Below are 23,857 nucleotides of genomic sequence, written 5' to 3' on the forward strand. Positions count from 1 at the left end.
GCCCGAGAGATCTACCGAGTCCTGACCACGCCCAGCACACCGAGCACCACCACCGAGCAGCTCACCATCGCTGCTTGACATCCATAAGAGCATCCCAACCTCGGAACTACTCGTCCAGACCCTGGGCCACTCTGGGACGCTCGCGTGGGGTGCGTTGATCATTTGTCTATCGGCGGCTGCGAAGCTCACCGAGTCGGCACACACTCCGGTGGGCCGGCGCAACTGTCTCCGCAACGAACTGGAGTCCTCCATGAACCGTGTTCCGAACGCCGCCAAGCGCGCCGCAACCCTGCTGGGCCTCGCCACCGGCGCCGTGCTGCTCGCGGCCACGGCCGCACAGGCCGCCCCGGCCGCTCCGGCTGCGGCGGAGGGTTCCGCCCTGGCGGCGTCGGTGGCGGCCGCCACGCTCCAGCCCGGGGCGGCGGCCCTGGCCGGGGTGAACGGTGACCCCAGGGTGCACATCGACGAGACCAACGAGTGGAACACCATCGCCTCCAGGCCGCTGCCGTCCGGCGGGCAGCTCTGAGCCGCCCGGCCCCGACCGCGGCGGATCCCCGGGGGGGCCGCCGCTCAGACCTCGGAGCGCAGCCGGTCGAGGAGTTCCCGGGCGTCCGCCGCCTCCGGCAGTCCCAGGGCGGCCAGCGAGGCGTACGCCCGGGCCGCGTGCTCCTCGGCCGCCGCGCGGTCGCCGAGGCCGGCCTCGGTCCGGGCCAGGATCTGGAGGGCGTACGCCAGGTCGCGTTCGCCGTCGCGCGCGCCCTCCAGGTGGGTCACTGCCGCCCGGGCCTCCGTCAGGGCCTCCGCGGGCCGGCCGGTCACCCGCAGGGTGTCGGCGCGCCGGTAGCGGGCCATCGCCTCCTGGCGGGGCAGACCGGCCGTGCGGCACAGCTCCAGGCATTCCTGGTAGGTGGCCAGGGCCTCGTCGTGGCGGCCGAGTTCGTGCAGTGCGCGGCCGCGGATCCCGAGGGCGTGGGCGGCCCCGTGGCTGTCCGGGACGTCCCGCAGGGCCAGCAGCTCCTCGTCGCAGATCGCCACCGCCTCCTCGGCGGCGCCGCTGCGCAGCCGAGCGACGGCGGCGTTCAGGGCGGTGGCGAGCGCCCCGGAGCGGTGGCCGAGGAGGCGGGCCAGCGCGAGGGCCTGGTCGAAGTTGCGCACCGCGTCGGCGTTCCGCTGCTGGAACAGCGCGATGACGCCGAGGTCGTTGCAGGTCTGTCGGAGGATCACGGTGTCCTCCGCGCGCCGGCAGGAGTCCGCGGCCCGGGTGGTGTGCTCGCGGGCCTCGTCGAGCCGGGTGGCCTGGACGGCCACGTTGCCGCAGACGAAGCGGGCCCGGCCGGCCGCCCGGTGGTGGCCGAGCGACTCGGCGGCCTCGGCGGCCTCGTGGGCGACCGAACCCAGCAGGGTTGAGGAGATGTCCCGGCCGAAGGCGCTGCAGGCGACCAGCAGATCGGCGGCGACGTCGAGCAGCGCGGGGTCGGGGGCGGAGCGCACGGCCGCGCCGACGGCGTGGGCGATGCCGTCGAACTCCCGCACCACCCAGGCCCTTGCCCCGGCCAGGTCGGCGAAGCGGGCGGCGCCCGCGACGGTGAAGGTGGTGCCGACCGGATCCCCCGGGACCGCCCGCTGGAACGCCGCGACGGCGCCCGCCAGCAGGAAGCGCAGCAGCCGGGCGGCCACCGGCGGCCGTTCGTGCGGGAGCAGCCGCTGCTCGGCGTAGTTGCGCAGCAGTTCGTGGTAGCGGTACCGGCCGGGCTGCGGCGACTCCAGCAGGGCCGCGTCCACCAGGGACTCCAATACCTCCTCGGCGTCCTCCGGGCCCAGGCCGAGCGCGGCCGCCGCCGCATCCAGGGCGATCGTCGGCCGGGTGAAGGGGGCGAGGGTGCGGAAGGCGTACGCCTGGACGCCGTTGAGCTGCCGGTAGCCGAGCTCGAACACGGTGGTCACGGCGAGGCCGCCGACGCGCAGCTGGTCGAGCCGGTGGCGTTCGTCGGTGAGCGCGGTGACCAGCCGGTCCAGCGCCCAGTGGGGCCGGGCCGCCAGCCGGGCGGCGACGATCCGCACGGCGAGCGGCAGCCGGCCGCAGAGGCCGACCACCTCGTCGGCGGCGGCGGGCTCGGCCGCCACCCGCGGGCCGCCGATGACCTGCCGCAGCAGGTCCAGGGCCTCGTCGACGGCGAACACGTCGAGGTCGAGGTGGGCACGGGAGGACAGGCCGGGGACCCGGGTGCGGCCGGTGACGATCACCGCGCAGTCGCCGGAGCCGGGCAGCAGGGGGCGCAGCTGGGCGAGGTCGCGGGCGTCGTCGAGCAGGAGCAGGACCCGGCGGCCGTCGAGCAGGCTGCGCAGCAGCCGGGAGCGGTCCTCGACGCCGCGCGGCAGGTCGGCGGCGGCGACGCCGAGTGCGCCGAGGAAGCTGCCCAGGACGGCGGCGGCGTCGGCCGGTTCGCCGCTGGTGCCGCGCAGGTCGGCGTAGAACTGGCCGTCGGGGTAGTGGTCGCGGACCTGGTGGGCGACCCGGACGGCCAGCGTGCTCTTGCCGATGCCGCCCATGCCGCTGATCGAGGCCACGCCGAGGACGGACCGGTCGGCTCCGGTCAGGCCTTCGGCGAGCTGCCGGACGGCCTCGGTGCGGCCGCTGAAGTCGGAGATGTCCGGCGGTAGTTGGGCCGGGCGGACGACGCCCTCCGGCGCCGGGGTGAGGACCGCCGCCGGGGCGGGTGCCAGCAGGTCCGGGTCACCGGCCAGGATCCGGCCGTGCAGCCCGCACAGCTCCGGGCCGGGGTCGATCCCCAGCTCCTCGCCCAGCGTGCGCCGGGCCCGGGCGAAGACGGCGAGCGCGTCCGCCTGTCGGCCGGCGGCGTACAGGCTCTGCATCAGGAAGCCGTAGCTCTGCTCGCGCAGCGGGTGCTGCTGGACGAACGCGGTGAGGTCGGACACCAGGGCGTGGTGCCGGCCGCGGGCGAGCTCGGCGGCGAAGCGCTGCTCGGTCAGGGTCAGCCGCAGCTCGGCGAGGCGGGAGCGCTCGGCCTCGGCGAGCGGCCCGGGCACGCCGGCCAGCGGTTCCCCCTGCCACAGGGAGAGCGCCTCGGTGAGCAGCGTGGCGCACTCCTTCCGCCGCCCCTTGCGCCAGGCGCGGGCGGCGGTGGCGGCCAGCCGCTCGGCCCGGTGGACGTCCACGGACTCCGGCGGTACGGACAGCCGGTAGCCGTCGCCCACCGAGCTGAGCAGCTGCGCCACGGGCGCACCGCCGTCGGGGCCGGTCACGCCGGTGCTGGTGCCGCCACCGTCGCGTCCGCCGCCGTCAGGGCCGGCCAGCCGCTGGCGGATCCGCCAGGCATAGGTGCGCAGGACCATCACGGCGGACGAGGGCGGTTCGGCACCCCACAGCGCGTCGACGAGCTCGTGCAGGGTGACGGGGCGGCCGGCCCGCAGCAGCAGCGCCGCCAGCACGGCCCGCTGCTGGGGCGGGCCCGCGGGCACGGCCCGTCCGTCGGCCTCGATGCCGATCGGCCCCAGCAGGCTGAACCGCAGCCGCGTCGGCGCACACTCGTCCTGAACCACGTTCCGTTTCCCCCGCCCCCCGAAAAGTCGACTTACCTTACACGCACCAGCCCGATCCACCAGGGCCGCCGAGCCAGGTCGGGTCGGCGGCCGGTGGGAGGCGGAGAGCGGTGCCGGGGCCGGAACGGTACTGCCGACCGTCCCGCCCCCGCCACCGTCCGTCACTGCGACCGCAGTTCGAGGACCAGCTCGCGCGGCAGGCCGTGGGTGTCGTGGAGGTAGCGGAGGTCGTCCTCGCCGAGCGGGCCGCGGAAGCGGGGGCGGGAGAGCAGCCGGCGGCCGCGCTCCAGCAGGCGGTCGAAGTGCTGCTCCTCGTCGAGCAGCACCCGGCGCACCGACTCCGGGTCCACGTCCTGGCCGAAGCGGTCCAGGGTGTGCCGCACCAGCTCCGGCGGCAGGTCCCCGAGCCGGCGCTGCGGGTCGTCGCGGCGCAGCACGGTGAGCACCCGGCGGACCAGGCGGCGCAGCACGTAGCCGCGGCCGGTGGTGCCGGGGCGGACACCGTCGCCGATCACCACGACCGACGAGCGCAGGTGGTCGCAGACCAGGCGCAGGGATGGCTCGTCCAGCTGCCACAGCGGCGGCACCAGGCGGCGCCAGGGGTCGAAGACGTCGCACTCGAAGACCGAGGAGCGGCCCTGGAGCAGCGAGGAGAGCCGTTCCAGGCCGAGTCCGGTGTCCACGTTGCGCTGGGGGAGCGGCACGAGCGAGCCGTCGTCGAGCCGGCGGTGACGCATCATCACGTGGTTCCACACCTCCACCCAGCGGTCGTCCCGGGTCGGGGTCGACCGCGGCGGGGTGTCGCCGGTCCAGAGGAAGATCTCCGAGTCGGGGCCGCAGGGGCCGGTCGGCCCGTTGGACCACCAGTTGTCGTCGACGGTCAGCTCGACCGGGACCCCGCGGTCCTGCCAGAGCTCCAGCGAGCCGGTGTCCGGCCCGACCCGGTCGTCCCCGCCGAAGACGGTGGCGTGCAGGCGGCCCGGGTCGATGCCGAGGCCGTCGGTGAGCAGGCCGTAGCCCCAGTCGAGGCTCTGCGGGCCCTCGTAGTCGCCCAGCGACCAACTGCCCAGCATCTCGAAGACGGTGAGGTGGGTGCGGTCGCCGACCTCGTCCAGGTCGGTGGTGCGCAGGCACCGCTGCCGGTTGACCAGCCTCGTCCCGAGCGGATGCGGACGGCCCTCCAGGTACGGGGTGATGGGGTGCATGCCGGAGGTGGTGAACAGCACCGGGTCGCCGGGCGGGGGCAGCAGGGTGGAGCCGATGGTCCGGCGGTGGCCGCGCTCCTCGAAGTACTCGGTGAAGACGCGGACGAGCTGGTCGGTGTTCATGGCGGTGGCTCCTTCTCGGGGGAGGGAGGCGCCGGAGAACGAGCCGCGCGATCATCGGGACCGGGGGAGGGAACGCCCCGGGAACACCACCGGCGGACCGTTTCCGGTCGCCGGGGGAGGGGGTACGTCAGGCGGCGGCAACCGGCGAGCTGGCGGCTCGCGCGGCTGCGCTGGTGCTTCGGTCCATGACGTCCATGTCCCCGAGGTTAACTCCGGCGGCACCCGCCGGGCCACCGGTTTTGCGGGCCACCGGTCTGTGGGTGCCCGGCTTGCGGGTGTCCGGCTTGCGGGCGCCCGGTGCGGCCGAGGGGCCGAACTCGCCCGCCCGGCCGAGCAGGGCCAGGGCCTCCTCGGCGGGGGAGCCGGCCGGCGCGGTGTGGACGATGAGTGCCTGCTCCGGCGAGCCCGCGATCGACAGCAGCTGCTGGTGCACCTCCAGCGCGCCCACCACCGGGTGGTGCAGCAGGTGGGCGGCGGTGTCGCAGGGCGCCACCCGGTGGTCGGCCCACAGGGCGACGAACTCCGGGCTGCCCATGGTCAGTTCGCCGATCAACTCGGCGAGCAGCCGGTCCTCCGGGTGTCGGCCGACGGCTCCGCGCAGGTTCCCGACCACCCCGCGGGCCTTGCGCGGCCAGTCCGCGTACAGCTCCCGGGTGTGGGCGTCCAGGAACAGCATCCGGCCCAGGTTCGGGCGCCGCGCCGGGTCGTCGGGGCTGTCCCGGTCCAGGTGGCCGGCCAGCAGGGCGTGGCCGAGGGGGTTCCAGGCCAGGACGTCCATCCGGCGGCCGAGCACCACCGCCGGGACGCCGCCGACGGAGCGCAGCAGGTCGCGGGTCTCCGCCGTGAGCCGCTCCGGCCCGGGGCGGCGCACCCGGGGTGCCCGGCGGGCGGCGCCGGCCAGCCGGTCGAGGTGTTCGCGCTCGTGGCCGCCGAGCAGCAGGGCGCGGGCGATCGCGTCCAGCACCTCGGGCGAGGCCCCGCGGGACAGCCCCTGTTCGAGCCGGGTGTAGTACGAGACGCTGACGCCGGCCAGCTGCGCCACCTCCTCCCGCCGGAGCCCGGACACCCTTCTGCGGGGCCCGAGTTCGCGCAGTCCGACGTCCGCGGGATGCAGCCGCGTCCGTCGGGCCCGGAGGAAGTCGCCGAGGGGTCCTGGTCCGTTCATCCCCCCAGTATTCGACGGCCGGCCGGGCGCTGCCACACCCTGCGAGGGGTAGGAACGGCCGGGACTGGTCCGCGCCGCCCGGACCGCCGAGGCTCGGTGCCAGGGCCCGTCCGACACGATCCGCCGCACGGGCCGCAGCCGGCCGCCCCGCCCCGGGGCGCGCCCCGCACCGGAGGACGGACCCATGCACCACGCCCCGGACCAGCTCACCCTCGGCGACGTCACGGTCACCCGGGTCAAGGAGTACTACGGCCCGGCCGGGCTGACCCCCGGGCAGTTCTTCCCGGACAGTCCCGACGGCGCGTGGCAGGAGCACCGCGACTGGCTGGCGCCCGACTTCTGGGACCCGGGGACCGACCAGTGCCGCACCGCGATCCAGACCTGGCTGCTGCGCAGCGAGGGCCGCACGATCCTGGTCGACACCGGGGTGGGCAACCACAAGGACCGGCCGTACGCGCCGGTCTGGCACCGGCTGGACACGGAGTACCTGGACAACCTCGCCGCCGCCGGGGTGCGGCCCGAGGACGTCGACCTCGTGGTCAACACCCACCTGCACATCGACCACGTGGGCTGGAACACCCGCCTGGAGGGCCGGGAGTGGGTGCCGACCTTCCCCAACGCGACGTACCTCGTCCCGCGCCCGGACTTCGAGTTCTGGGACCCGGCCAACGGCCACCGGAGCGTGCTCGGCGAGGGCAACCGGAACGTCTTCGAGGACAGCGTCGCGCCGGTCCACCGGGCCGGGCAGGTCCGGCTGTGGGACGGCGGGCACCGGATCGACCGCAACCTGCGGCTGGACCCCGCGCCCGGGCACACCCCGGGATCCTCCGTGCTCACCCTGGACTCCGACGGCGAACGCGCCCTGTTCGTCGGGGACCTCGTGCACACCCCGCTCCAACTCGCCGAGCCGGACACCAACTCCTGCTTCTGCGAGGACCCGGCACAGTCCCGCGCCACCCGGCACCGGCTGCTCGGCGATGCCGCGGAGCGGCACGCGCTGCTCTTCCCGGCGCACTTCGGCGGCAGCGGCGCGGTCGAGGTCGCGCGCCGCGGCCCGGGCTTCGCGGTCGAGGAGTGGGCGGGCTTCCCGCGCATCTCCTGACGCGCCGCCGACACCGGTCGGCCCCGGGGCGGCCCCGGGTCAGCCCCCAGTTCAACCGGTCCAGCCAGTCCAGCCAGGTCAGCCGGTTCGCCCGGTTGACGCAGTGGAGAGGAACCGATTCACGTGCCCCGACAGGCAGAACCCGTCGTCACGACCCCGGCGGGAGCCGTCCGCGGCGCCCGCGCCCGCACCGGCGAGCGCTACCGGGCCGTCCCCTACGCGGCGGCGCCGGCCGGCGCCGGCCGGTTCGCCCCGCCCCGGCCGCACCCCGGCTGGTCCGGCGTCCGCGACGGCACCCGGCCCTCGCCCACCGCCCCGCAGCCGCCCCGCGCCTTCGACGGGCTCGACGTGAGCCCCTACTTCGGGCCGGGCTGGGTGCCCGGCCCGGAGTACCTCACCGTCGACGTCCACACGCCCGCCGCCGACGGCCGGCGCCGCCCGGTGATGGTCTTCGTGCACGGCGGCGGCTTCATCACCGGCTCCAACCGCGCCGCCCTCTACGACGGTTCCGCCTTCGCCCGGGACGGCGTGGTGCTGGTGGCGGTGAACTACCGCCTGGGCATCCCCGGGTTCCTCGACCTGCCGGGTGCCCCGCCCAACCGGGGCCTGCTGGACGTGCTCGCCGCGCTGCGCTGGGTGCGCGACTCCGTGGCGGCCTTCGGCGGCGACCCCGGCAACGTCACCGTGTTCGGCGAGTCCGCGGGCGCCACGCTCGTCTGCGCGCTGCTCGCCACGCCGCAGGCGCGCGGGCTGTTCCGGCGGGCCGTGGTCCAGAGCGGCAGCGGGACGGGCGCGTTCACCCCGGAGCAGGCACGGCGGGTCACGGCCGCCGCGGCCGCGGCCCTGGGCGTCGAGCCGACGGCCGGGGCGTTCGCCGCCGTGCCGGACGAGCGGCTGGTGGCGGTCCTGCCCGAGCTGACCGGCCTCGACCTGCGCACCGGCACCGCCGTGGACCCGCTGGCCGGGCTCAGCCCGCTCGGGCTGGTCCTGCCGGTCCAGCCCGCGGACGCGCTGGCCGCCGGCCCGGCCCGGGACGTCGACCTGCTGATCGGCACCAACACCGAGGAGGCGAACCTCTACCTGGCGCCGCAGGGGGAGCTGGAATCCACCACGGAGGCGGGGCTGCGCGCGGCCGCCACCGGGTTGCTGGCCGACCCGGAGGGCGTGCTCGCGGCCCTGCGCGCCGGCCGGCCGCGGGCCACCCCGGGCGAACTGCGCTCCGCCGTGCTCGCGCAGGCCCTGTTCGAGGCCGGCACCGAGTGCATCGCCCGGGCACACGCCCGGATCTCCGGCGGCCGCACCCACCGCTACTCCTTCGGGTACCGGTCCACGGCCCTGGACGGGCGGCTCGGCGCCGCCCACACCGTCGAGCTGCCCTTCGTGTTCGACGTGGCGGACGAGCCCTGGCTGCACGGGCCCGAGGGGCTGCTCGGCCCCGACCCGGTGCCGGCGGGGCTGGCCGCCCGGGTGCACGGTGCCTGGACGGCGTTCGCCCGGAGCGGCGAGCCGGGCTGGGCGGGGTACGACCCGGAGCACCCGGCGGCCGAACCCCTCCGCGGCTGAGCCCCCGCCGCCGTGCCCCGGCTGCCGGGCCCCGGCCGCCAAGGCCCCGCGCCGCCCCGGCCCTCGCTCCCGCGCCCGGCCCGGTCCTACCCTGGACGGCATGGACGCGCTCGCGGCGACTCCCGGCGGTACGGCGGCCGATGCGGCCGGCCTGGCGGCGCTGGTGCGCCTGCTGGCCGGGCGCGGGGCGGTGGTGCTCAGCGGGGCGGGCCTGTCCACCGAGTCCGGGATCCCGGACTACCGGGGCGAGACGGGCAGCCGGCGGCGCGCGGCGCCGATGACCTTCCAGGAGTTCACCGGGAGCGCGGCGGCCCGGCAGCGGTACTGGGCGCGCAGCCACGTCGGCTGGCGGGCGATCGCGGCGGCCGAGCCGAACGCCGGGCACCGGGCGGTGGAGCGGTTGCGGCGCTCGGGGCACGTGTCGGCGGTGATCACCCAGAACGTGGACGGCCTGCACCGCGCGGCCGGCACCCGGACGGCGGTGGAGCTGCACGGCGGGCTGCACCGGGTGGTCTGCCTGGACTGCCGCAGGACCAGCCCGCGCACCGAGCTGGACCGCCGGCTGGAGGAGCTGAACGGCGGCTTCCGGGACGGCCCGGCCCGGGTCAACCCGGACGGCGACGCCGAGTTGGCGCCGGAGTCGGTGGCCGCCTTCCGGGTCGCCCCGTGCGCGGTGTGCGGGGGAGTGCTCAAACCGGACGTGGTCTTCTTCGGCGAGAGCGTGCCCAGGCCGAGGGTCGAGCGCTGCTTCGAACTCGTGGACGCGGCCCAGGGGTTGCTGGTGCTGGGTTCCTCGCTCACGGTCATGTCGGGGCTGCGCTTCGTGCGCCGGGCCGCCCGCGCGGGCACCCCGGTGGTGATCGTCAACCAGGGCGCGACCCGCGGGGACGAGCTGGCGGCGGCCCGGGTCGGCCTGCCGCTGGGCGCGGTGCTGACCGAGGCCGCCCGGCGGGTCAGGGCGTCGTAGCGAACGCGTGCAGCCCGGCGGGTCAGGGCTTCGTGGCGAGCGCGTGCAGCGCGGCCTTGAGGGCGTCGACGAAGCGGTCCCGGACGGCCGGGTCGACCAGGTCGAGCGAGAGGTAGGGGTTGAGGTCCTCCAGCTCGACCAGGAGCAGCGCGCCCTCGGGGGTGCGGCAGGCGTCGACCCGCTGGATGCCGTGCTCGACGGTGTTCCAGGCGATGAAGCGCCGGGCGAACTCCAGGTCGGCGGCGGTGGGTTCGTACGGTTCGAGGTGCCAGCGCCGCTCCGGGTCGGGGGCGTGCAGGGCGTACTGGAAGGCGTCGTCGACGAAGTAGAACGAGACCTCGTAGCGGAACGGGACCAGCGGCTGGACCAGGACGTCCTGGTCGTACGCGACGGTGTCGAGCTGCTCGCGGGGGACGATCCGCAGGCCGATGGAGTCGGCGCCGAGCTTCGGCTTGACGACGTACTCGGGCACGACGGGCAGCCGGTCGAGGTCGGCGGCCCGGTCGACGGTGGGGATGACGGGGTACCCGGCGGCGGTGAGGTCGAGCAGGTACTGCTTGCCGGCCTGGTCGGCGCGCCCGGTGAGCTGGGTGTAGACGCGGGTGCCGCGTTCGAGCGCCCGGGCGCGGAAGTCCCGGTACGCGGCGAGGTGCTCCAGCACCGGGCCGCTGTTGCGGACCAGCACCAGGTCGAAGGAGTCCATCAGCGCGGCGGCGTCGCGCGGGTGGCAGAGGGCGACGTCGAAGTCCTCGCGCAGGCGGGCGGAGAGCTGGATGTCCTCGTCGCAGTAGCGGCGCCCCCGGGCCTGGTAGGCGAGGTCGGTGACGAGCAGGACGCGGGGCTTGGCGGCGGTCATGGCTCTCCTGATGATCATTCGATCCGTTCACCCTAACGTCGACCGGCGCCGACCGGTGCCGACGGAACGGGCGGATCCGCCGCGGGATCGTAGTAATGCACTTGCATCGGTTCCCGGGGTGCGGTGTGATGGACCCGCGATGCGATGCAAGCGCATCGGAACGAACCGGAGGGGAAACCACGATGAGTGCCGCACCGACCACCACCGCCCCGTGGCAACTGGGCGCGACCGAACTGGGGGCCGCCGTCGCCCGTGGCGAGCTCACGGCGGCCGAGGTGGTGGAGAGCCACCTGGAGCGCATCGCGGCCGTGAACCCGGCCGTCAACGCCGTCACCCAGCTGATGGCGGACGCCGCCCGCGAGGCCGCCCGCGAGACCGACCGGCGCCGCGCGGCCGGCGAGCCGCTCGGCCCGCTGGCCGGGGTGCCGTTCACCGTGAAGGAGAACATCCGCGTCGCCGGCTGGGCGACCACCCACGGCGTGCCCAGGTTCCGCGACCACGTCGCCGAGACCGACGCCCCGCCGGTGCGCCGCCTGCGCGCCGCGGGCGCCATCCCGATCGGCCACGCCAACATGTCCGACCTGTCGATCTCCTCCGACGCCGAGAGCCAGCTCTACGGCCGGACGTACAACCCGTGGGACCGGACCAGGAACCCGGGCGGCACCAGCGGCGGCGACGGGGTGGCCGTCGCGGTCGGCATGGCGGCGCTCGGCCTCGGCAACGACTCCGGCGGCTCGGTCCGACTGCCCGCCGCCTTCAACGGGGTCGCCGGGCTCAAGCCCAGCTACGGCCGCTTCGCCGCCGACCACCGCATCCTCGGCCAGGAGCCGATGCTGGCCTCCCAACTCATCCCGGTCGACGGCCCGTTCGCCCGCTCGGTCGCCGACCTGCGCGCCGCCTTCGAGGCGCTGGCGGGCGCCGACCCGCAGGACCCGAGGGCCGTCCCGGCGCCGCTCCGCGGGCCACGCCCCACCCGCCCGATCACCGTCGGCGTCGTGGTCGACCCGGCCGGCATCGGCGTCCACCCCGAGATCGGCGCCGCCGCCGTCGACGCCGCCGAGGCCCTGGTCGAGGCCGGCTACGAGGTCGAGGAGGTCAGGATCCCCCGGCTGTCCGAGGCCCTGGAGTGCTACGGCAAGCTGATCATGACCGAGTTCGGCCTGAACTGGTCCCGGGTCCGGCAGCTGCTCACCGAGAAGGGGGCCCGGAACGTCGACCTGTTCCTGGAGCGCACCCCGCACGAGGACCTCGGCGAGTTCCTCCGGCAGACCGGCGTCCGGCTCGGCCTCCAGCGCGACTGGGCCGCGCTGATGGAGACCCACCCGCTGCTCCTCACCCCCACCTGCCCCCACCCCGTGCCCGGGGTCGACGTGTTCTCCGAGGACACCGACGCCGAGGGCCACGCCCGGCTGACGCTGCCCAGGGCCGTGTGCGCGGTGACCTCGCTGATCGGGGTGCCCGCGGTGAACGTGCCCAGCGGGTTCGCCGACGGGCTGCCGCAGAGCCTCCAGCTGATCGGCCGGATGTACCGCGAGGACCAGTGCCTGGACGCCGCCGAGGTGCTCGAACGCCGCTTCGGCGCGCTGACGCCGATCGACCCGCGGCCGTAGCGCGCGGGCCGACCGGCCGGGACCCTACAGCGGAGGCGTTCGTGGTGGAGGGGTGTGCGGGCCCGGGGTCGGCCGGGGGGTACGGGGGTCCCCCCGGTCGTCCGGGTCCCGCGCGGGCGCCTCCGCCACCGGGAGGCGCGGCAGCGCGTACGGGTGGCGGTCGCGCAGGTAGCCGATCAGGTGCTCGCGGAGCCGGCAGCGCAGTTCGAAGGCGTCGCCGCCGTCCGCCGCCGTGGCCAGCACCCGCACCACGATGGTGGTCGGCGTGGTGTCGACCACCTGGAGGGCGCTGCCCCGGCCGTCCCAGAGCTCGCACTTGGCCAGGTAGTCCTCGAACTCCTCGCGCAGCAGCCCGATCGGGGCGTGGTGGTCGAGGTGGAGCAGCGCGGTGCCGGTGATCCGGCTGGAGCGGCGGGACCAGTTCTCGAACGGCCGCCCGACGAAGTACGACATCGGCATCATCAGCCGCCGCTGGTCCCAGGTCTCGATCACCACGGCGGTCAGGGTGATCTCCTCGACCGTCCCCCACTCCCCGGCCACCACCACGACGTCGCCGATCCGGGCCAGGTCGCCGAAGGCCAGCTGCACCCCGGCGAAGACGTTGGCGAGGGTGCTCTGGGCGGCCACGCCCGCCACCACGCCGACCAGCCCGGCGGAGGCCAGCAGGCTGGTGCCGACCCCGCGCACGGCCGGGAAGGTCATCAGCACCGCGCCCAGGGTGACCAGGCCGACCACCGCCTGGCCGATCCGGCCGAGCAGGACGGCCTGGGTCCGGGCCCGGCCCGCCCAGGCCGGCTCGCGGCGGTGCACGGCGAGCCGGGCGGCGCCCTCCGCCAGGATCGCCACCAGCCGGCCGCACAGCCAGCCGCCGGAGGTGATCGCCAGGATCACCGCCAGGTGCCGCAGCCCCGCGCGGGCGGCGGGCGGGGCGGCGATCCACGGCAGCGCGGCGGAGAGCAGCAGGCAGGCCGTCAGCGCCAGCACCGGGTGGCGGCACCTGCGCAGCACCTCCGGGACGTCACCGGCACCCCGGGGGGCCGCCAGCCGCCGGGCCGCCGACCGGACGGCCCGGTCCAGGCCGTAGGTGAGGAGGGCGGCCGCGGCTCCGACGACGGCCAGGCGGAGCAGGCTCCACCACATCTGCGGCTCTCCTTTCCGCTGCTGGCACGGTGGTCGGGGTCAGGGCCGGTTCAGTCGGGCGGCTCGACCGGGTGGGGCCGGCCCGGCTGCGGGGCGGCCGGTTCGGGGGCCGGCCGGTGCACCGGGCGCGGGGCCGGCGGGGGGACGGGCGAGCCGGGCGGGGGCGGCGGGTCGGGCAGCAGCGGCCTGGTCCGCGGCGCCGGGGGCTCCGGCGCGGGCGCGGGCGGCGGCTGACCGGGGCGGGCGGGGGAGGTGGTCATGGGCGGGTGCTCCTCTCGGTGCGGTGCGGTGCGGTGCCGTACGGCCCGGCGGGCCGATGGGGTTCAGGCCGCCAGTAAGTCGTGCAGGCCGCGGTCCCAGTCGATCCGCTCGTGCTCCCGCCCCGGCGGGACGAGCCGTACGGTCCGGGCCAGGAACCGGGCGACCGCCGCCGCGGGGGCCGCGAGCAGGGCGACGCCCTCGGTGCCGGCCAGCGCGATCAACACGTGGGCGTCGTCGAACGGTGTGACGTGGACGTCGCCCTCGCCGGCGGGCGCGTGCAGCCCGGCGAGCAGCAGGTCGCGGGAGAGCGACCAGACCGCGTTCGGCTGGTAGGAGGTGAAGTCCAGCTCCGCCGCGTGGGGTTCGTCGTCCCTGTAGGACCAGTCGACGTCCAGGTCCCGGCTGCGGTCGTCGCCGGTCATCAGTCGCATGGTGATCCGGGTGGTGAGACGTTCCATGGGAGGTTTCCCCTTTCCCGGGTGGTCCGGACGGGGGGAGCCGGCGGCCCGCCCCCGTCCGTCGTCGCTGACTGTCGGTCTGTGCTGGCGTCGGCCCGGTCAGAGGATCCGGCCGCCGTAGTACGGGTCCCAGTAGGGCCCGAAGCGCCCGCGGGTGTCGGCCTCCTGGTCGGGCCCGCCGGCGTCGAGGTCGGGGCTGTCGCGGATCTCGGCCCTGGAGCGGTCGACGTAGACCTTCTGCTCGCCGATCTCGATCCGGGTCACGGTGCCGGCCGGGAGCAGGACCCGACGGCCGAGGATCCACGGCCCGGTGTCGACGACCAGGTACTGCTCGTCGACCTCCTCGGACAGCTTGTCGACCTTGCCGATCGCGCCGTCGGTGGCCTCGACGTGGAAGCCGATGAGGTCGGTGCCGGCGGTGTGTCCGGCGGAGGTGCGGAATTCCCAGATGGTGCGGCGTGCGGTCATGACTGCCTCCGTTTCGTCTCGTCCGGTAGGGCTCGGCTGCCCCCGATGCGGGAGTTCATGCCCCCGGGGTGGTGCCGGGGGCGTCGTCGTCCCGCTCGACGTGGTGCTTGAAGTCGTTCAGGTCGTCGATGACCCGGCGGTCCACGAAGCCGAGCGCCTCGGCGAGTTGGGCCCAGAGCCCGTGCGGTTCGACCTCCAGCTGGAGCATGACCCGGGTGGTGCGGTCGTCCACGTGGTGGAAGGTCACCACGCCGCTGTGCCGCACCGGGCCGCTCCCGCCGTCCCAGGCCACCCGCTCGCCCTCCACCACCTCGGTGGTCACGGCCTCGAACTCCCGGCGGCCGCCCGCGGTTTCGACCACCCAGCTGCTGGCGCCGCCACCGGTGACGTCCACGCTGACCACGCCGCGCATGAACCGCGGGAAGTCCTCGCAGTGCACCCAGTGCCGGTAGACCTCGTCGAGCGGCGCGGCGACCTCGACCGATTCCTCGATCCGTCCCATCGTCCGGTCCTCCTTCTCCTCCTCGTGCTCCGGCCCCGTACCCGGTCCGGGTGCCCCGTTCCCCGCCCGGCATGCGCGGGGTGTGGCGGGCGTCACCGTGTCGGCGCCCGGGTCGTTCGCTCACGCAATCCTCACAAGGGGAACCGGCATGGAACGGGCCACGGCGGGTATCCGGGGACGGACCGTACGCCGAGGGGAAAGGACCGACATGGCCACGACCAGTGACGAACTCCTCCACCGCGTGACCGCCCCGGCCCCGGACGAGGCCGCGCCGGCCGCCCACCGGGCCGCCGGGCACGGGCTCCCGGGGCAACCGGGGCACCCGGAACTGCCGGAGCTCGCCGGCATCGAGGACCCGAAGCAGGTGGCGCCGGGCGACGCCCGGGAGCTGACCAGGGTGCTGCTGGCCCGGCTCGCGACGCTGGAGGAGGGCACCCCCGAGTACTCGTACGTCCGGGCCACGCTGATCGAGCTCAACCTGTCGCTGGTGCGCTTCGCGATCCGCCGGGTCGGCAACCGCCGGGAGCCCGAGGAGGACCTGCTCCAGGTCGGCTCGCTCGGGCTGATCAAGGCGATCGACCGCTACGACCCCGACCACGGCGCCGAGTTCGTGACCTTCGCGCTGCCGACCATCCTCGGCGAGATCCGCCGCCACTTCCGGGACTCCACCTGGGCCGTGCACGTGCCGCGCCGCCTCCAGGAGCTGCGCATCACCCTCGCCAAGGCCCGCGACGTGCTGTTCCAGCGGCTGGGCCGGGCGCCCACGGTGGCCGAACTGGCGGAGCACCTCGACCTGTCGCCGGAGGAGGTCATCGAGGGCCTCGCCGCGGCCAACGGCCACACCGCCGGATCCCTGGACGCCCCGGTGACCGAGAGCGAGGAGGACCGCGGCCCGCTCGCCCAGCGGCTCGGCGAGGAGGACCCGAGGTTCGACACGGTCGAGAACCTGATCGTCCTCAAGCCGCTGGTCGCCGCGCTGCCGGAACGCGACCGGCGGATCCTGTCGATGCGCTTCGGCGAGGAGCTCACCCAGTCGCAGATCGGCGCCCGCCTGGGGCTGTCCCAGATGCACGTGTCCCGGCTGCTCAGCCGGACCCTGAAACACCTGCGGGCGGACCTCACCGCCGACTGAACCGCCGCACGGTCACCGGGCGCACCGCCGCACCGCGCACGCCACCCGCCGTCACCCACCGCCACCAGGCCGGTCCGCCCCCGGCCTGGTCCTGGGCCGGGTGGCGTGCGTACGCTCGTGGAGCACACCCGTTGAGGGGAACACGACGACGATGCCAGCCGAGAAGACGATGCCCGCAGAGAACGAGTCCGTGACCGTGCCGCCGACCACCGCACCCTCCGACGCCCCAGGGGCGGGTGCCCCGCTCGGGCCCGACCTGGCCGTGCACACCTGGTGCACCGACGCCGGAGCGGCCGTCTGCGCCCTGGCGGGCGACCTCGACATCGAGACCCTGGCCCCCGCCCGGACCACCCTCGACGCCCTGGTGGAGCAGCGCCCGCCGCTGCTCGTCGTCGACCTCGCCCAGGTCGGGTTCTGCGACTCCTCCGGCCTCAACCTGCTGCTGCAGACCCGGATATCGGCCGCGGCGGCGGACGTCGACTTCCGACTGGCGGCTCCGTCCGGCACGGTGCGGCGGCTGCTGGAACTGACCTGCACGGACACGGTGTTCTCGCTCCACCCGACCGTGGAGGCCGCGGCCACCGGACCCCGGTGAGTGCCGCGGCCGCCCGTCGGCACGCATAATTCGTCGGTGGTCGGGAAACCGACCAGACGACAGCGCAACGACATGGCACACAGCGGCACACCGCGCTACGCAGTGGCACACAGCGGTACACCGCGCCGGGAGCACGGCGCCGGAACCGCCACGGGAACCGAACCGGAACCGAAGGGGAACCCGCACATGACGACCAGCCGGGCCACCCTGGACGGCGACCGGCCGGGCACCGGCCCCACCCTGCCGCCCGGCGGCCAGCGCCGGCGCCTGCACCTGGCCGGGCAGCCCAAGCCCGTCGCCCGGGCCCGGGCGTACACCGCGCAGGCCGTCGCCGACTGGTCCTGGCCGACCGGCCCGGCCGGGGCCGAGGACGACATCGTGCTGCTGGTCGCCGAACTCGTCGCCAACGCCATGCTGCACGCGGGCGGCCCCGTCGACCTCGTCCTGGACGCCTCCGCGGCCCGGCTGCGGATCGAGGTCAGCGACCGCTCGACCGACCTGCCCGAGCCGCGCCGGCCGCACCGCCCGGGCCTGCCGGGCGGGCACGGCCTGTTCATCGTGCAGAAGGCCGCCACCCGCTGGGGCGCGGTGCCGCACGACGACGGCAAGACGGTCTGGGCCGAGATCGACACCCGGCCCCCGCGGGAGCCCGGCAACTGACGGCCCGGCCCCGATCCCTCGGCGCGCGGTTTCCGGATGGACGACCGGGCGCCGCGCGTGTTCATGGGCGCCGAGCTCACGGCAGGAACGTGCTGCGAACGTGCGCCAGGTAGGCCTCGGGCCCGGGGTACGGCCGGTCCTGGGCACCGGGCCGGTGCAGGTCGAGCCGGCCGTCCGGGTGCAGCCGCAGGGTCGTGGTGGCCAACCGGTCGTGCGTGGGCCCGTCGTGATCGTCGGGGGAGAGCGGCCCGAGGACGGGCACGGCGGCCGGGAACATCGCGCGGGCCCCGGCCGCCGTCGCCGCGGGCGGGTGGCCGGTGCGGTTGGCGCTGCTCACGTACAGCACCGGGTGGTCCGCGAGCAGCGGGAGCAGGGGGTCCCAGCGGGCGCCGAACAGCAGGGTCCAGCCGTCCCGGGTGGCGGGGGCCAGCCAGTCGGGCCGCGCCGCGCCCGGGAGCAGTGGGAGCAGCGGGAGCAGCAGGGTCACCCGCTCCTCGGTGAGCAGCCGGCGGGCGGCGGCGGCCAGGGCGGGGGAGAGGTCGAGAGCGGCGCCGAGCCGCGCCAGGGTGCCCGGGTCGTGCGCCCAGAGGGCGACGGCCTGCTCGGCGGGCCGGCCCTTGGCGGTGTTGACGGCCCGTGGGTCGGTGCCGGCCACGACGTGGGTCAGCGGGGCCGGGTTGGGCAGCACCACCGCGGTGCCGCGCCGCAGGGCCGCCCGGGCGCCGTCGAGGTCGACCGTGCCGGCGGTCCCGCCGGTCCCGACCGTGCCGGCGGTCATGCCGACGCCCCGGTCGGTGCCGAGCGGAGGCCGACCAGGTAGGCGGCGAAGGCCGCGTCCTCGACGACGGCCCGGCCGGTGCGGTAGGCCCGGGACTTCACCCAGGCCAGCGCGGCCCGGGCCTGCTGCTCGTCGAGCTCGTGGCCGAGCCGGTCGGCGACGGCCCGGACCACCCGGAGGCTGGCCAGCTGGGTGAGCACCACGCTCGGGGCGATCCCCAGCACGGCCTCGGGGTCGAAGGGCTGGAACAGCTGCGGGTGGACGAAGGGCGTGCCGGTGGAGATCGTGCCGACCCCGCTGCCCACGACGGGGGTGGTCACGCCCAGTGGGACGCCGGTCTCCCCGGAGACGGCCCGGGCGAGCTGCGGCAGTGCGGTGAGGTCCGGGGCGGTCCACCAGGCGGGGGTGTCGTCGCCCAGCAGCCGCGCCGCCCGGGCCGGGTCGTGGGTGAGCAGGAACAGCAGCTGTTCGGTGGCCGCCATGCCGCTGCGTTCGGCGATCCCCAGCCAGGAGGCGGACACCACCCGGACGCCCGCCCGCAGTGCCTCCAGGGTGTTGGCCAGGCCGAGGCCGAGGTCGTTGTGCAGGTGGGCGCCCAGGACGACGTCGTGATCGGCCGCCGCCCGGACCCGGCCGAACAACTCGGCCGCCTCGTGGGGGAGTTGGATGCCGACGGTGTCGGCCAGCAGGACGGTCCCGGCCCCGGCGGCGGTCAGCGCGCCCGCGTGGTCGGCCAGCAGGCCGTGGTCGGCGCGGGAGGCGTCGGCGAGGCAGAGGTCGACGGCGACCCCGTCGTCGAGGGCGCGGGCCTCCTCGATCAGGGCGGCCGCCGACTCCAGGGCCTCCCGGGCCGGGCGGTGGGTCATCGTCCGGGCCATCGGCTCGGAGGCGGGGACGACCACCATGACCCGGGCGTGCGCGGTGCCCCGCACCGAGGCCACCGCCTGCCGGACGTCCGCCGCCCGCCCCCGGCACACGGCGGCGACGCTGACCGTGCCCTCGGCCTCCACGGCGACCCGGCGCACCGCTTCGTACTCCTCCTCGCACACCGCCGGGAAACCGGCCGCGAAGACCACGTGCCGGGGCCCGTCCGCGCCGAACATCCGGCCCTGCTCGCGGGCCAGCCGGACCCGGAACGCGGCCGACATCAGCGTCTTGGCCTGGGCGCCGTCCCGCGCCGACTCCTCCCAGAGCACCACCCGGCCCGCCCGCGCGGACTCCCGTATGACGTCCCGCTCCATCGCAACCCCCGAACCCGCCCGGCCCTCCGCCGACGGAGGGCAACCGGGTCGGGACTCTAGGCGGCGGGCGGGGCCGGCGGGGGCGGGCCGGGAAACTGCCGCCGTTCCGGCACGGAGTTCCCGGATCCGCTTGTCAGGAGGGGAGTTCGGGGGTAGGGGGGGGCTCGGGCGGGCTCAATGGGGTTGGACGGGCTCAGGGGTGGAGCGGCACCGGCAGGAAATGTCCTGTCGTGATGTCAGATTCCTTGTAGCATCTGCGCGTTCGAGGTCGGCTGCGCAGGCGGGGGACGGGGTCCGTGGCAGGAACCATCACGTTGTGGGTGTTCGGGTTGCTCTGCTTCGTCGTGGCCTTCGCGAAGGAGACGGCGAGCGGGGCCGGGATCAGCCTGCCGGGGCCGAAGAGCGGGGGTGCCCGGGTCGGGGTGGTCGCGGTCGGGGTGCTGGCGCTGATCCTGGGGACGGCGATCCGGCCGGGAAGTGACACGCCGACGGCGCCGTCGGTCAGCGCGGTGACGGGTGGTGCGGTGACGGGTGGTGCGGTGACGGGGACGGCCACGGCCGTGCCGAACCCGCCCGCGCCGCCCTCCTCGGCCGGGCCCGCCGTGGTCTGGAGCGGCCAGGTCGCCATCCCGATGGACGGCGGGGCCGACTTCGACCTCACCCCGCCGGGCCGTCACCCCGGCGTCCCCCAGGGCATCTACGCGGCGGGCTTCACCGCCACGACGGCCGTGGTGCGCGAGGAGATCACTTCGGAGCACAACAGCTTCGGCATCTGGACCGGCCAGGCGCCGCCCTCCGGCGCCGCCTGCGCGGACTGGGCCGCCAGTCACCCGGGCGACTCGGCCCACGTGAGCGTCGGGACGCTGATCTGCCTCAGGACCCCCGGCGGTCGCACCGCGCTGATCAAGGTCGACTCCATCGCCCCGGCGGACTACCAGCTGGAGGCGACGGTGACCGTCTGGTCCGGCTGAGGGACACGAGCTGACGGTCATGACGGGGTGACGGCCGGCGGGTGCCCGGTGTGCTTTCCGGTCCGCCCGGGCTGGTTGACCTAGATTGCCCGACCATGAGCGAAAATGTCGGAATCAGTCGTCGGTCGCTGCTCAAGGCGCTGCCCACCGCGGTCCTGGTGGCCGCGTCCGACGGGATCCTCTCCCGGCGGTACGCGGCGGCTGCCGCCGGGCCGCAGCCGTTCCCCCAGCCCGCTCTGCGCACCGTGCGGCCGGTGCCCGGCCGGGCGGGGGCGGTGCTGGAGCAGACGCTCGACGTGCGGTTCACGGACACCGTCGTCCCCGGCTACGGCACGGTCACCACCCGCACCTACAACGGGACGATCCCCGGCCCGACCCTGCGGCTGCGCGCCGGGGGCACCCTGCGGCTGACCCAGGTCAACGGCCTGCCGCCGAACGAGCCCCACGACGGCGACCACAACCGGCCGCACGGCTTCAACAGCTTCAACCTGCACACCCACGGCCTGCACGTCGACCCGACCGGGGAGGCCGACAACGTGCTCCGGGTGTTCGAGCCGCGCACCGCCGAGGAGGTCGAGGCCGGTGCCCCGGAACCGCAGTACGTGACGACGATCGACGTCCCGGCCGGCCACCCGGCCGGCACCTACTGGTACCACCCGCACCTGCACGGGGCCACCTCCGTGCAGATCGTCGGCGGGATGGCCGGGGTCCTCGTCATCGAGGGCGACGTCGACGAGGTCCCCGAGATCGCGGCCGCCGCCGACCTGGTGGTCTGCCTCAACGAACTGCGGCTCAAGGACGGCAAGGTCCCCGACTTCACCTCCGGCAACGCGCTGGCCGCCGTCCCGGCGGTTCTGACCGTCAACGGCGCGGTCAACCCCACCGTGACGCTGCGCCCGGGCGAGGTGCAGCGCTGGCGGCTGGTCTGCGCGACGGCCTTCACCGCGCCGGTGCTGCGGCTCACCGGCGGCGGCGGGGACCTCACCCTCCACCAGATCGCCCAGGACGGCGTGACCTTCCCGGCTGTGGTCGCCACCGACGCGGTGCGCCTGACCATGGGCAACCGGGCCGACGTCCTGGTCCGGGCCGACGCCCCCGGCAGCTACGAACTGCGGGCCGACGGGCGGACCGCGCCGCTGATGACGGTCGAGGTGACGGGCGAGGCCCTCGACCCGCCGATGGACCTGCCGACCGCGCTGCCGGCCGGCAAGCCGTTCCTCGACGAGGGCGACATCGCGAACCCGGACGCGGACCGCGAAGTGGTGTTCCACGTCGATCCGGGCGTCTTCCCCGCCCCCTTCCCCAACGCCTACCGGATGCTGGGCAGCAACCCGACCCCCGTCGCCGACCCCGCCGGCGACCCCACCCGCGATCCGGCCTACGGCCTGTTCGACCCCGGCTACGTCAACCACACCCTGGAACTGGACCGGGTGGAGCGCTGGACGCTGCGCACCGCCGAGACCAACCCCGCCTTCCACCACCCCTTCCACCTGCACACCAACCACGTCCTGGTCACCCACCGCAACGGCGAGCGGCTGGACCCGCCGGTCTGGCAGGACACCGTCGACCTGGCCGGCGGCAGACCGGGCGACACCGTCACCCTGCTGGTCCGCTACGAGGACTTCACCGGCCGGGCCGTCGCCCACTGCCACCAGCTCCAGCACGAGGACCTCGGCATGATGCAGACCGTCGAGTACGTGGAGCCGCGCCGGTCCTGACGCGCCGTGGGGTGCCCCGCCGCCGAGGCGGAGGCGGGGCACCCGAGGGCTACGCGCCGGCGCGGGCCGGGGCGGGGGCAGGGCCGGTCGGGGCCGGGACGGCGGCCCGGCGGGCGTGCAGGACGGCGGCGCCCAGCGGGAGCGGGCGGTGGTCCAGCAGGTGCAGCCCGGCGTCGGTGAGCAGCCGGCCGTAGTGGTCGGCGCGGCGCTCGCGCCCGCCGGTGTTGGCCATCATGTGCAGGTCCCACGCGGTGGCCAGCGAGGCCGAGCCGTCGGCGGGCAGCAGCCGTTCGACGATCAGCAGGTCGGCGTGGGCGGGCATGGCCCGGGCGCAGTGCCGCAGGATCTCGGCGCAGCGTTCGTCGTCCCAGTCGTGCAGCACCCGGGACAGCACGTAGACGTCGGCGTCGCCGGGGACGTCGGCGAAGTCGCCGGTCACGTAGCCGCAGCGCCCGCCGAGGCCGGCGGCGTCGAGGCGGCGGCGCGCGGCCTCGACGGCGTGCGGGCGTTCCAGCAGGACGCCGCGCAGCCGGGGGTGGGCGGCGAGCAGCCGGCCGAGCAGTTCGCCGTTGCCGCCGGCGATGTCGACGACCGTCCCGGCGGCGGCGCGGGAGCCCGCGGCGGTGACGACCGGGTGGTCCGGGAGCGGGTCGAACATCCGGGCGCTGGCGGCCATCGACAGGTCGAAGAGTTCGGCGAGTTCGGGGTCGCGGGCGAAGTGGTCGAAGTGGTTCTCGCCGAAGAGGTGGTCGAAGGCGGCCTCCCCGGTGCGCACGGTGTGCTCCAGTTCCGCGAAGGACCGGTAGAACGGGCCGCCGTACATCAGCGCCAGCGGCCGCATCGACGCCGGGGCGTCGGCGCGCAGCAGGGCGCCGGTGCCGGTGAGCCGGTAGCCGTCGGGGTGTTCGGCGACGACGCCGAGCATGGCGAGGTAGCGCAGCAGGGTGGCGAGGCTCTGCGGGTCGGCGCCGAGGGCGTCGGCGAGCTGCCGCGGCGCGGTGGCGGTGCGGGTGTCCAGGGCGTCGGGCAGGCCCATCCGGGCGCTGACCGCCAGGGCCTGGGTGGTCCAGGCGCCGGTGAGCTGGTGCAGCAGGGTCTCGGCCGAGCGCTGGGTGGGGTCCTCGCCCAGGTGGTCGGCGAGGACCGTGCGGTGGTCGCCGTGGGCGTGGAGCTCGACCCGGCGGTAGCCGGTACGGGAGCCGGCCGGGGTGGTGAAGTAGAGGACGGTGGAGTCCTCGTGGGGGTTGTAGCCGCCGCCGTCGGGGGCGGCGCCGTGCCGGGTGAGCAGCGCGCACAGCCCGCGCAGTGCCAGCGGGTCGGGGTGGGCGACGTCGAAGGCGAGGTGGGCCTCGTGCTCGTGGGCGCGCTCCTGGTCGGCGAGTTCGGCGAGGTCGGAGCCGGGCGGCACGGTGAGCACGAACACCTCGACGCTGCGTTCCCCGTCGGGGCCGGGCACCGGCGGGCGCAGGATGCTGACGTCGAGCTCGGCCTCGGCGCGTCCGTACCTTCGGGCGAGCCGGCTGCGGACCACCACGCTGGGCTGCGGGGGCGCGTCGGGTTCCAGTCCGCAGGAGGCGAGTCGGGCGCGGAGGGTGGCGTCGTCCGGGGGCAGGACGAGCAGGGCGGCGTGCGAGAAGCGGCAGCGTTCGGCCAGGGCCCGCAGTTCCGGTCCGTCGAGGTCGGGCAGCAGCAGCGGGAGCAGGGTCGCGGTGTCGTGCTCCCTGACGAACTCGGCCGTCGCCCGCAGGCGGGCGGTGTCGTCCGGGGGTGTCGCGGTCATG

General features: G+C 75.7%; 22 protein-coding genes. 10 read left to right on the forward strand and 12 right to left on the reverse strand.

Going from position 1 to position 23,857, the window contains the following annotated elements:
* The first annotated feature begins 250 nt into the window (after positions 1-250).
* Positions 251-526, forward strand: coding sequence for a hypothetical protein (locus tag ACFY2K_RS40290; protein ID WP_387717654.1), 276 nt, complete (start codon positions 251-253; stop codon positions 524-526).
* A 44-nt stretch (positions 527-570) separates the two neighbouring features.
* Here ACFY2K_RS40290 and ACFY2K_RS40295 read toward each other — a convergent pair whose 3' ends face one another.
* The 3 genes from ACFY2K_RS40295 to ACFY2K_RS40305 all read right to left on the reverse strand — a co-directional run bounded on the left by ACFY2K_RS40295 (position 571) and on the right by ACFY2K_RS40305 (position 6,054).
* Entirely contained in the window at positions 571-3,561 is a 2,991-nt protein-coding gene (locus ACFY2K_RS40295; RefSeq protein ID WP_387717656.1) for a BTAD domain-containing putative transcriptional regulator, read from the reverse strand.
* Positions 3,562-3,722: 161 nt separating this feature from the next.
* Positions 3,723-4,889 carry an alanine--tRNA ligase-related protein gene (locus ACFY2K_RS40300; RefSeq protein WP_387717658.1) on the reverse strand — a complete coding sequence of 389 codons (1,167 nt, stop codon included), beginning with the start codon at positions 4,887-4,889 and terminating at the stop codon, positions 3,723-3,725.
* Positions 4,890-5,016: 127 nt separating this feature from the next.
* A complete protein-coding gene (locus ACFY2K_RS40305; RefSeq protein WP_380522671.1) occupies positions 5,017-6,054 on the reverse strand; it encodes a helix-turn-helix transcriptional regulator in 1,038 nt (345 codons plus the stop codon).
* Positions 6,055-6,238: 184 nt separating this feature from the next.
* Here ACFY2K_RS40305 and ACFY2K_RS40310 point away from each other — a divergent pair, with 184 nt between their 5' ends.
* The 3 genes from ACFY2K_RS40310 to ACFY2K_RS40320 all read left to right on the forward strand — a co-directional run bounded on the left by ACFY2K_RS40310 (position 6,239) and on the right by ACFY2K_RS40320 (position 9,686).
* Positions 6,239-7,156 (forward strand): MBL fold metallo-hydrolase, encoded by a 918-nt coding sequence (locus ACFY2K_RS40310; protein ID WP_380522670.1) that lies wholly within the window; start codon positions 6,239-6,241, stop codon positions 7,154-7,156.
* 123 nt (positions 7,157-7,279) lie between these two features.
* Positions 7,280-8,719, forward strand: a complete 1,440-nt coding sequence (locus ACFY2K_RS40315) for a carboxylesterase/lipase family protein (RefSeq protein WP_387717661.1) — start codon at positions 7,280-7,282, stop codon at positions 8,717-8,719.
* 100 nt (positions 8,720-8,819) lie between these two features.
* Positions 8,820-9,686, forward strand: coding sequence for an NAD-dependent protein deacetylase (locus ACFY2K_RS40320; RefSeq protein ID WP_375891616.1), 867 nt, complete (start codon positions 8,820-8,822; stop codon positions 9,684-9,686).
* Between the two features lie 22 nt (positions 9,687-9,708).
* Here ACFY2K_RS40320 and ACFY2K_RS40325 read toward each other — a convergent pair whose 3' ends face one another.
* Positions 9,709-10,542, reverse strand: coding sequence for a hypothetical protein (locus ACFY2K_RS40325; protein WP_387717663.1), 834 nt, complete (start codon positions 10,540-10,542; stop codon positions 9,709-9,711).
* Between the two features lie 182 nt (positions 10,543-10,724).
* On the opposite strand from ACFY2K_RS40325, the gene ACFY2K_RS40330 reads away from it, so the two are divergent.
* Positions 10,725-12,152: an amidase gene (locus ACFY2K_RS40330; protein WP_380522667.1), complete on the forward strand. Its 1,428-nt coding sequence runs from the start codon at positions 10,725-10,727 to the stop codon at positions 12,150-12,152.
* A 24-nt stretch (positions 12,153-12,176) separates the two neighbouring features.
* On the opposite strand, the gene ACFY2K_RS40335 is transcribed toward ACFY2K_RS40330, so the two are convergent.
* From ACFY2K_RS40335 to ACFY2K_RS40355, 5 genes are all read right to left on the reverse strand, one after another.
* Complete coding sequence (locus ACFY2K_RS40335; RefSeq protein WP_380594531.1) at positions 12,177-13,292, reverse strand: mechanosensitive ion channel family protein; 1,116 nt, start codon at positions 13,290-13,292, stop codon at positions 12,177-12,179.
* 50 nt (positions 13,293-13,342) lie between these two features.
* Positions 13,343-13,552: a hypothetical protein gene (locus ACFY2K_RS40340; protein WP_380594533.1), complete on the reverse strand. Its 210-nt coding sequence runs from the start codon at positions 13,550-13,552 to the stop codon at positions 13,343-13,345.
* Positions 13,553-13,615: 63 nt separating this feature from the next.
* Positions 13,616-14,011 (reverse strand): SsgA family sporulation/cell division regulator, encoded by a 396-nt coding sequence (locus tag ACFY2K_RS40345; protein WP_380522664.1) that lies wholly within the window; start codon positions 14,009-14,011, stop codon positions 13,616-13,618.
* A gap of 99 nt (positions 14,012-14,110) precedes the next feature.
* Positions 14,111-14,479 (reverse strand): PRC-barrel domain-containing protein, encoded by a 369-nt coding sequence (locus ACFY2K_RS40350; protein ID WP_375891607.1) that lies wholly within the window; start codon positions 14,477-14,479, stop codon positions 14,111-14,113.
* A gap of 55 nt (positions 14,480-14,534) precedes the next feature.
* Positions 14,535-14,981, reverse strand: coding sequence for an SRPBCC family protein (locus ACFY2K_RS40355; protein WP_380594537.1), 447 nt, complete (start codon positions 14,979-14,981; stop codon positions 14,535-14,537).
* A gap of 208 nt (positions 14,982-15,189) precedes the next feature.
* On the opposite strand from ACFY2K_RS40355, the gene ACFY2K_RS40360 reads away from it, so the two are divergent.
* The 3 genes from ACFY2K_RS40360 to ACFY2K_RS40370 all read left to right on the forward strand — a co-directional run bounded on the left by ACFY2K_RS40360 (position 15,190) and on the right by ACFY2K_RS40370 (position 17,368).
* Positions 15,190-16,113: an RNA polymerase sigma factor SigF gene (locus ACFY2K_RS40360; protein WP_375891604.1), complete on the forward strand. Its 924-nt coding sequence runs from the start codon at positions 15,190-15,192 to the stop codon at positions 16,111-16,113.
* 151 nt (positions 16,114-16,264) lie between these two features.
* Entirely contained in the window at positions 16,265-16,708 is a 444-nt protein-coding gene (locus ACFY2K_RS40365) for an STAS domain-containing protein (RefSeq protein ID WP_380522662.1), read from the forward strand.
* A gap of 186 nt (positions 16,709-16,894) precedes the next feature.
* Entirely contained in the window at positions 16,895-17,368 is a 474-nt protein-coding gene (locus tag ACFY2K_RS40370; protein WP_375891600.1) for an ATP-binding protein, read from the forward strand.
* Between the two features lie 76 nt (positions 17,369-17,444).
* On the opposite strand, the gene ACFY2K_RS40375 is transcribed toward ACFY2K_RS40370, so the two are convergent.
* Together ACFY2K_RS40375 and ACFY2K_RS40380 are read right to left on the reverse strand one after the other, a co-directional pair.
* A complete protein-coding gene (locus ACFY2K_RS40375) occupies positions 17,445-18,146 on the reverse strand; it encodes a hypothetical protein (RefSeq protein WP_387717668.1) in 702 nt (233 codons plus the stop codon).
* Positions 18,143-19,387, reverse strand: a complete 1,245-nt coding sequence (locus tag ACFY2K_RS40380; RefSeq protein ID WP_387717669.1) for a 2-isopropylmalate synthase — start codon at positions 19,385-19,387, stop codon at positions 18,143-18,145. The genes ACFY2K_RS40375 and ACFY2K_RS40380 overlap by 4 nt, the downstream gene beginning before the upstream one ends.
* A gap of 296 nt (positions 19,388-19,683) precedes the next feature.
* Between ACFY2K_RS40380 and ACFY2K_RS40385 the strand changes: the two genes are divergently transcribed.
* Together ACFY2K_RS40385 and ACFY2K_RS40390 are read left to right on the forward strand one after the other, a co-directional pair.
* Positions 19,684-20,358, forward strand: a complete 675-nt coding sequence (locus ACFY2K_RS40385) for a hypothetical protein (RefSeq protein ID WP_380522658.1) — start codon at positions 19,684-19,686, stop codon at positions 20,356-20,358.
* A 95-nt stretch (positions 20,359-20,453) separates the two neighbouring features.
* Positions 20,454-22,076 (forward strand): multicopper oxidase family protein, encoded by a 1,623-nt coding sequence (locus ACFY2K_RS40390; RefSeq protein WP_387717671.1) that lies wholly within the window; start codon positions 20,454-20,456, stop codon positions 22,074-22,076.
* 49 nt (positions 22,077-22,125) lie between these two features.
* Here the strand turns inward: ACFY2K_RS40390 and ACFY2K_RS40395 are convergent, their stop codons facing one another.
* A complete protein-coding gene (locus ACFY2K_RS40395; protein ID WP_387717673.1) occupies positions 22,126-23,856 on the reverse strand; it encodes a methyltransferase in 1,731 nt (576 codons plus the stop codon).
* Between the last annotated feature and the right edge of the window lies 1 nt (position 23,857).

The sequence above is a fragment of the Kitasatospora sp. NPDC001309 genome (assembly GCF_042896295.1).
In the GTDB taxonomy this organism is placed as follows: domain Bacteria; phylum Actinomycetota; class Actinomycetes; order Streptomycetales; family Streptomycetaceae; genus Kitasatospora.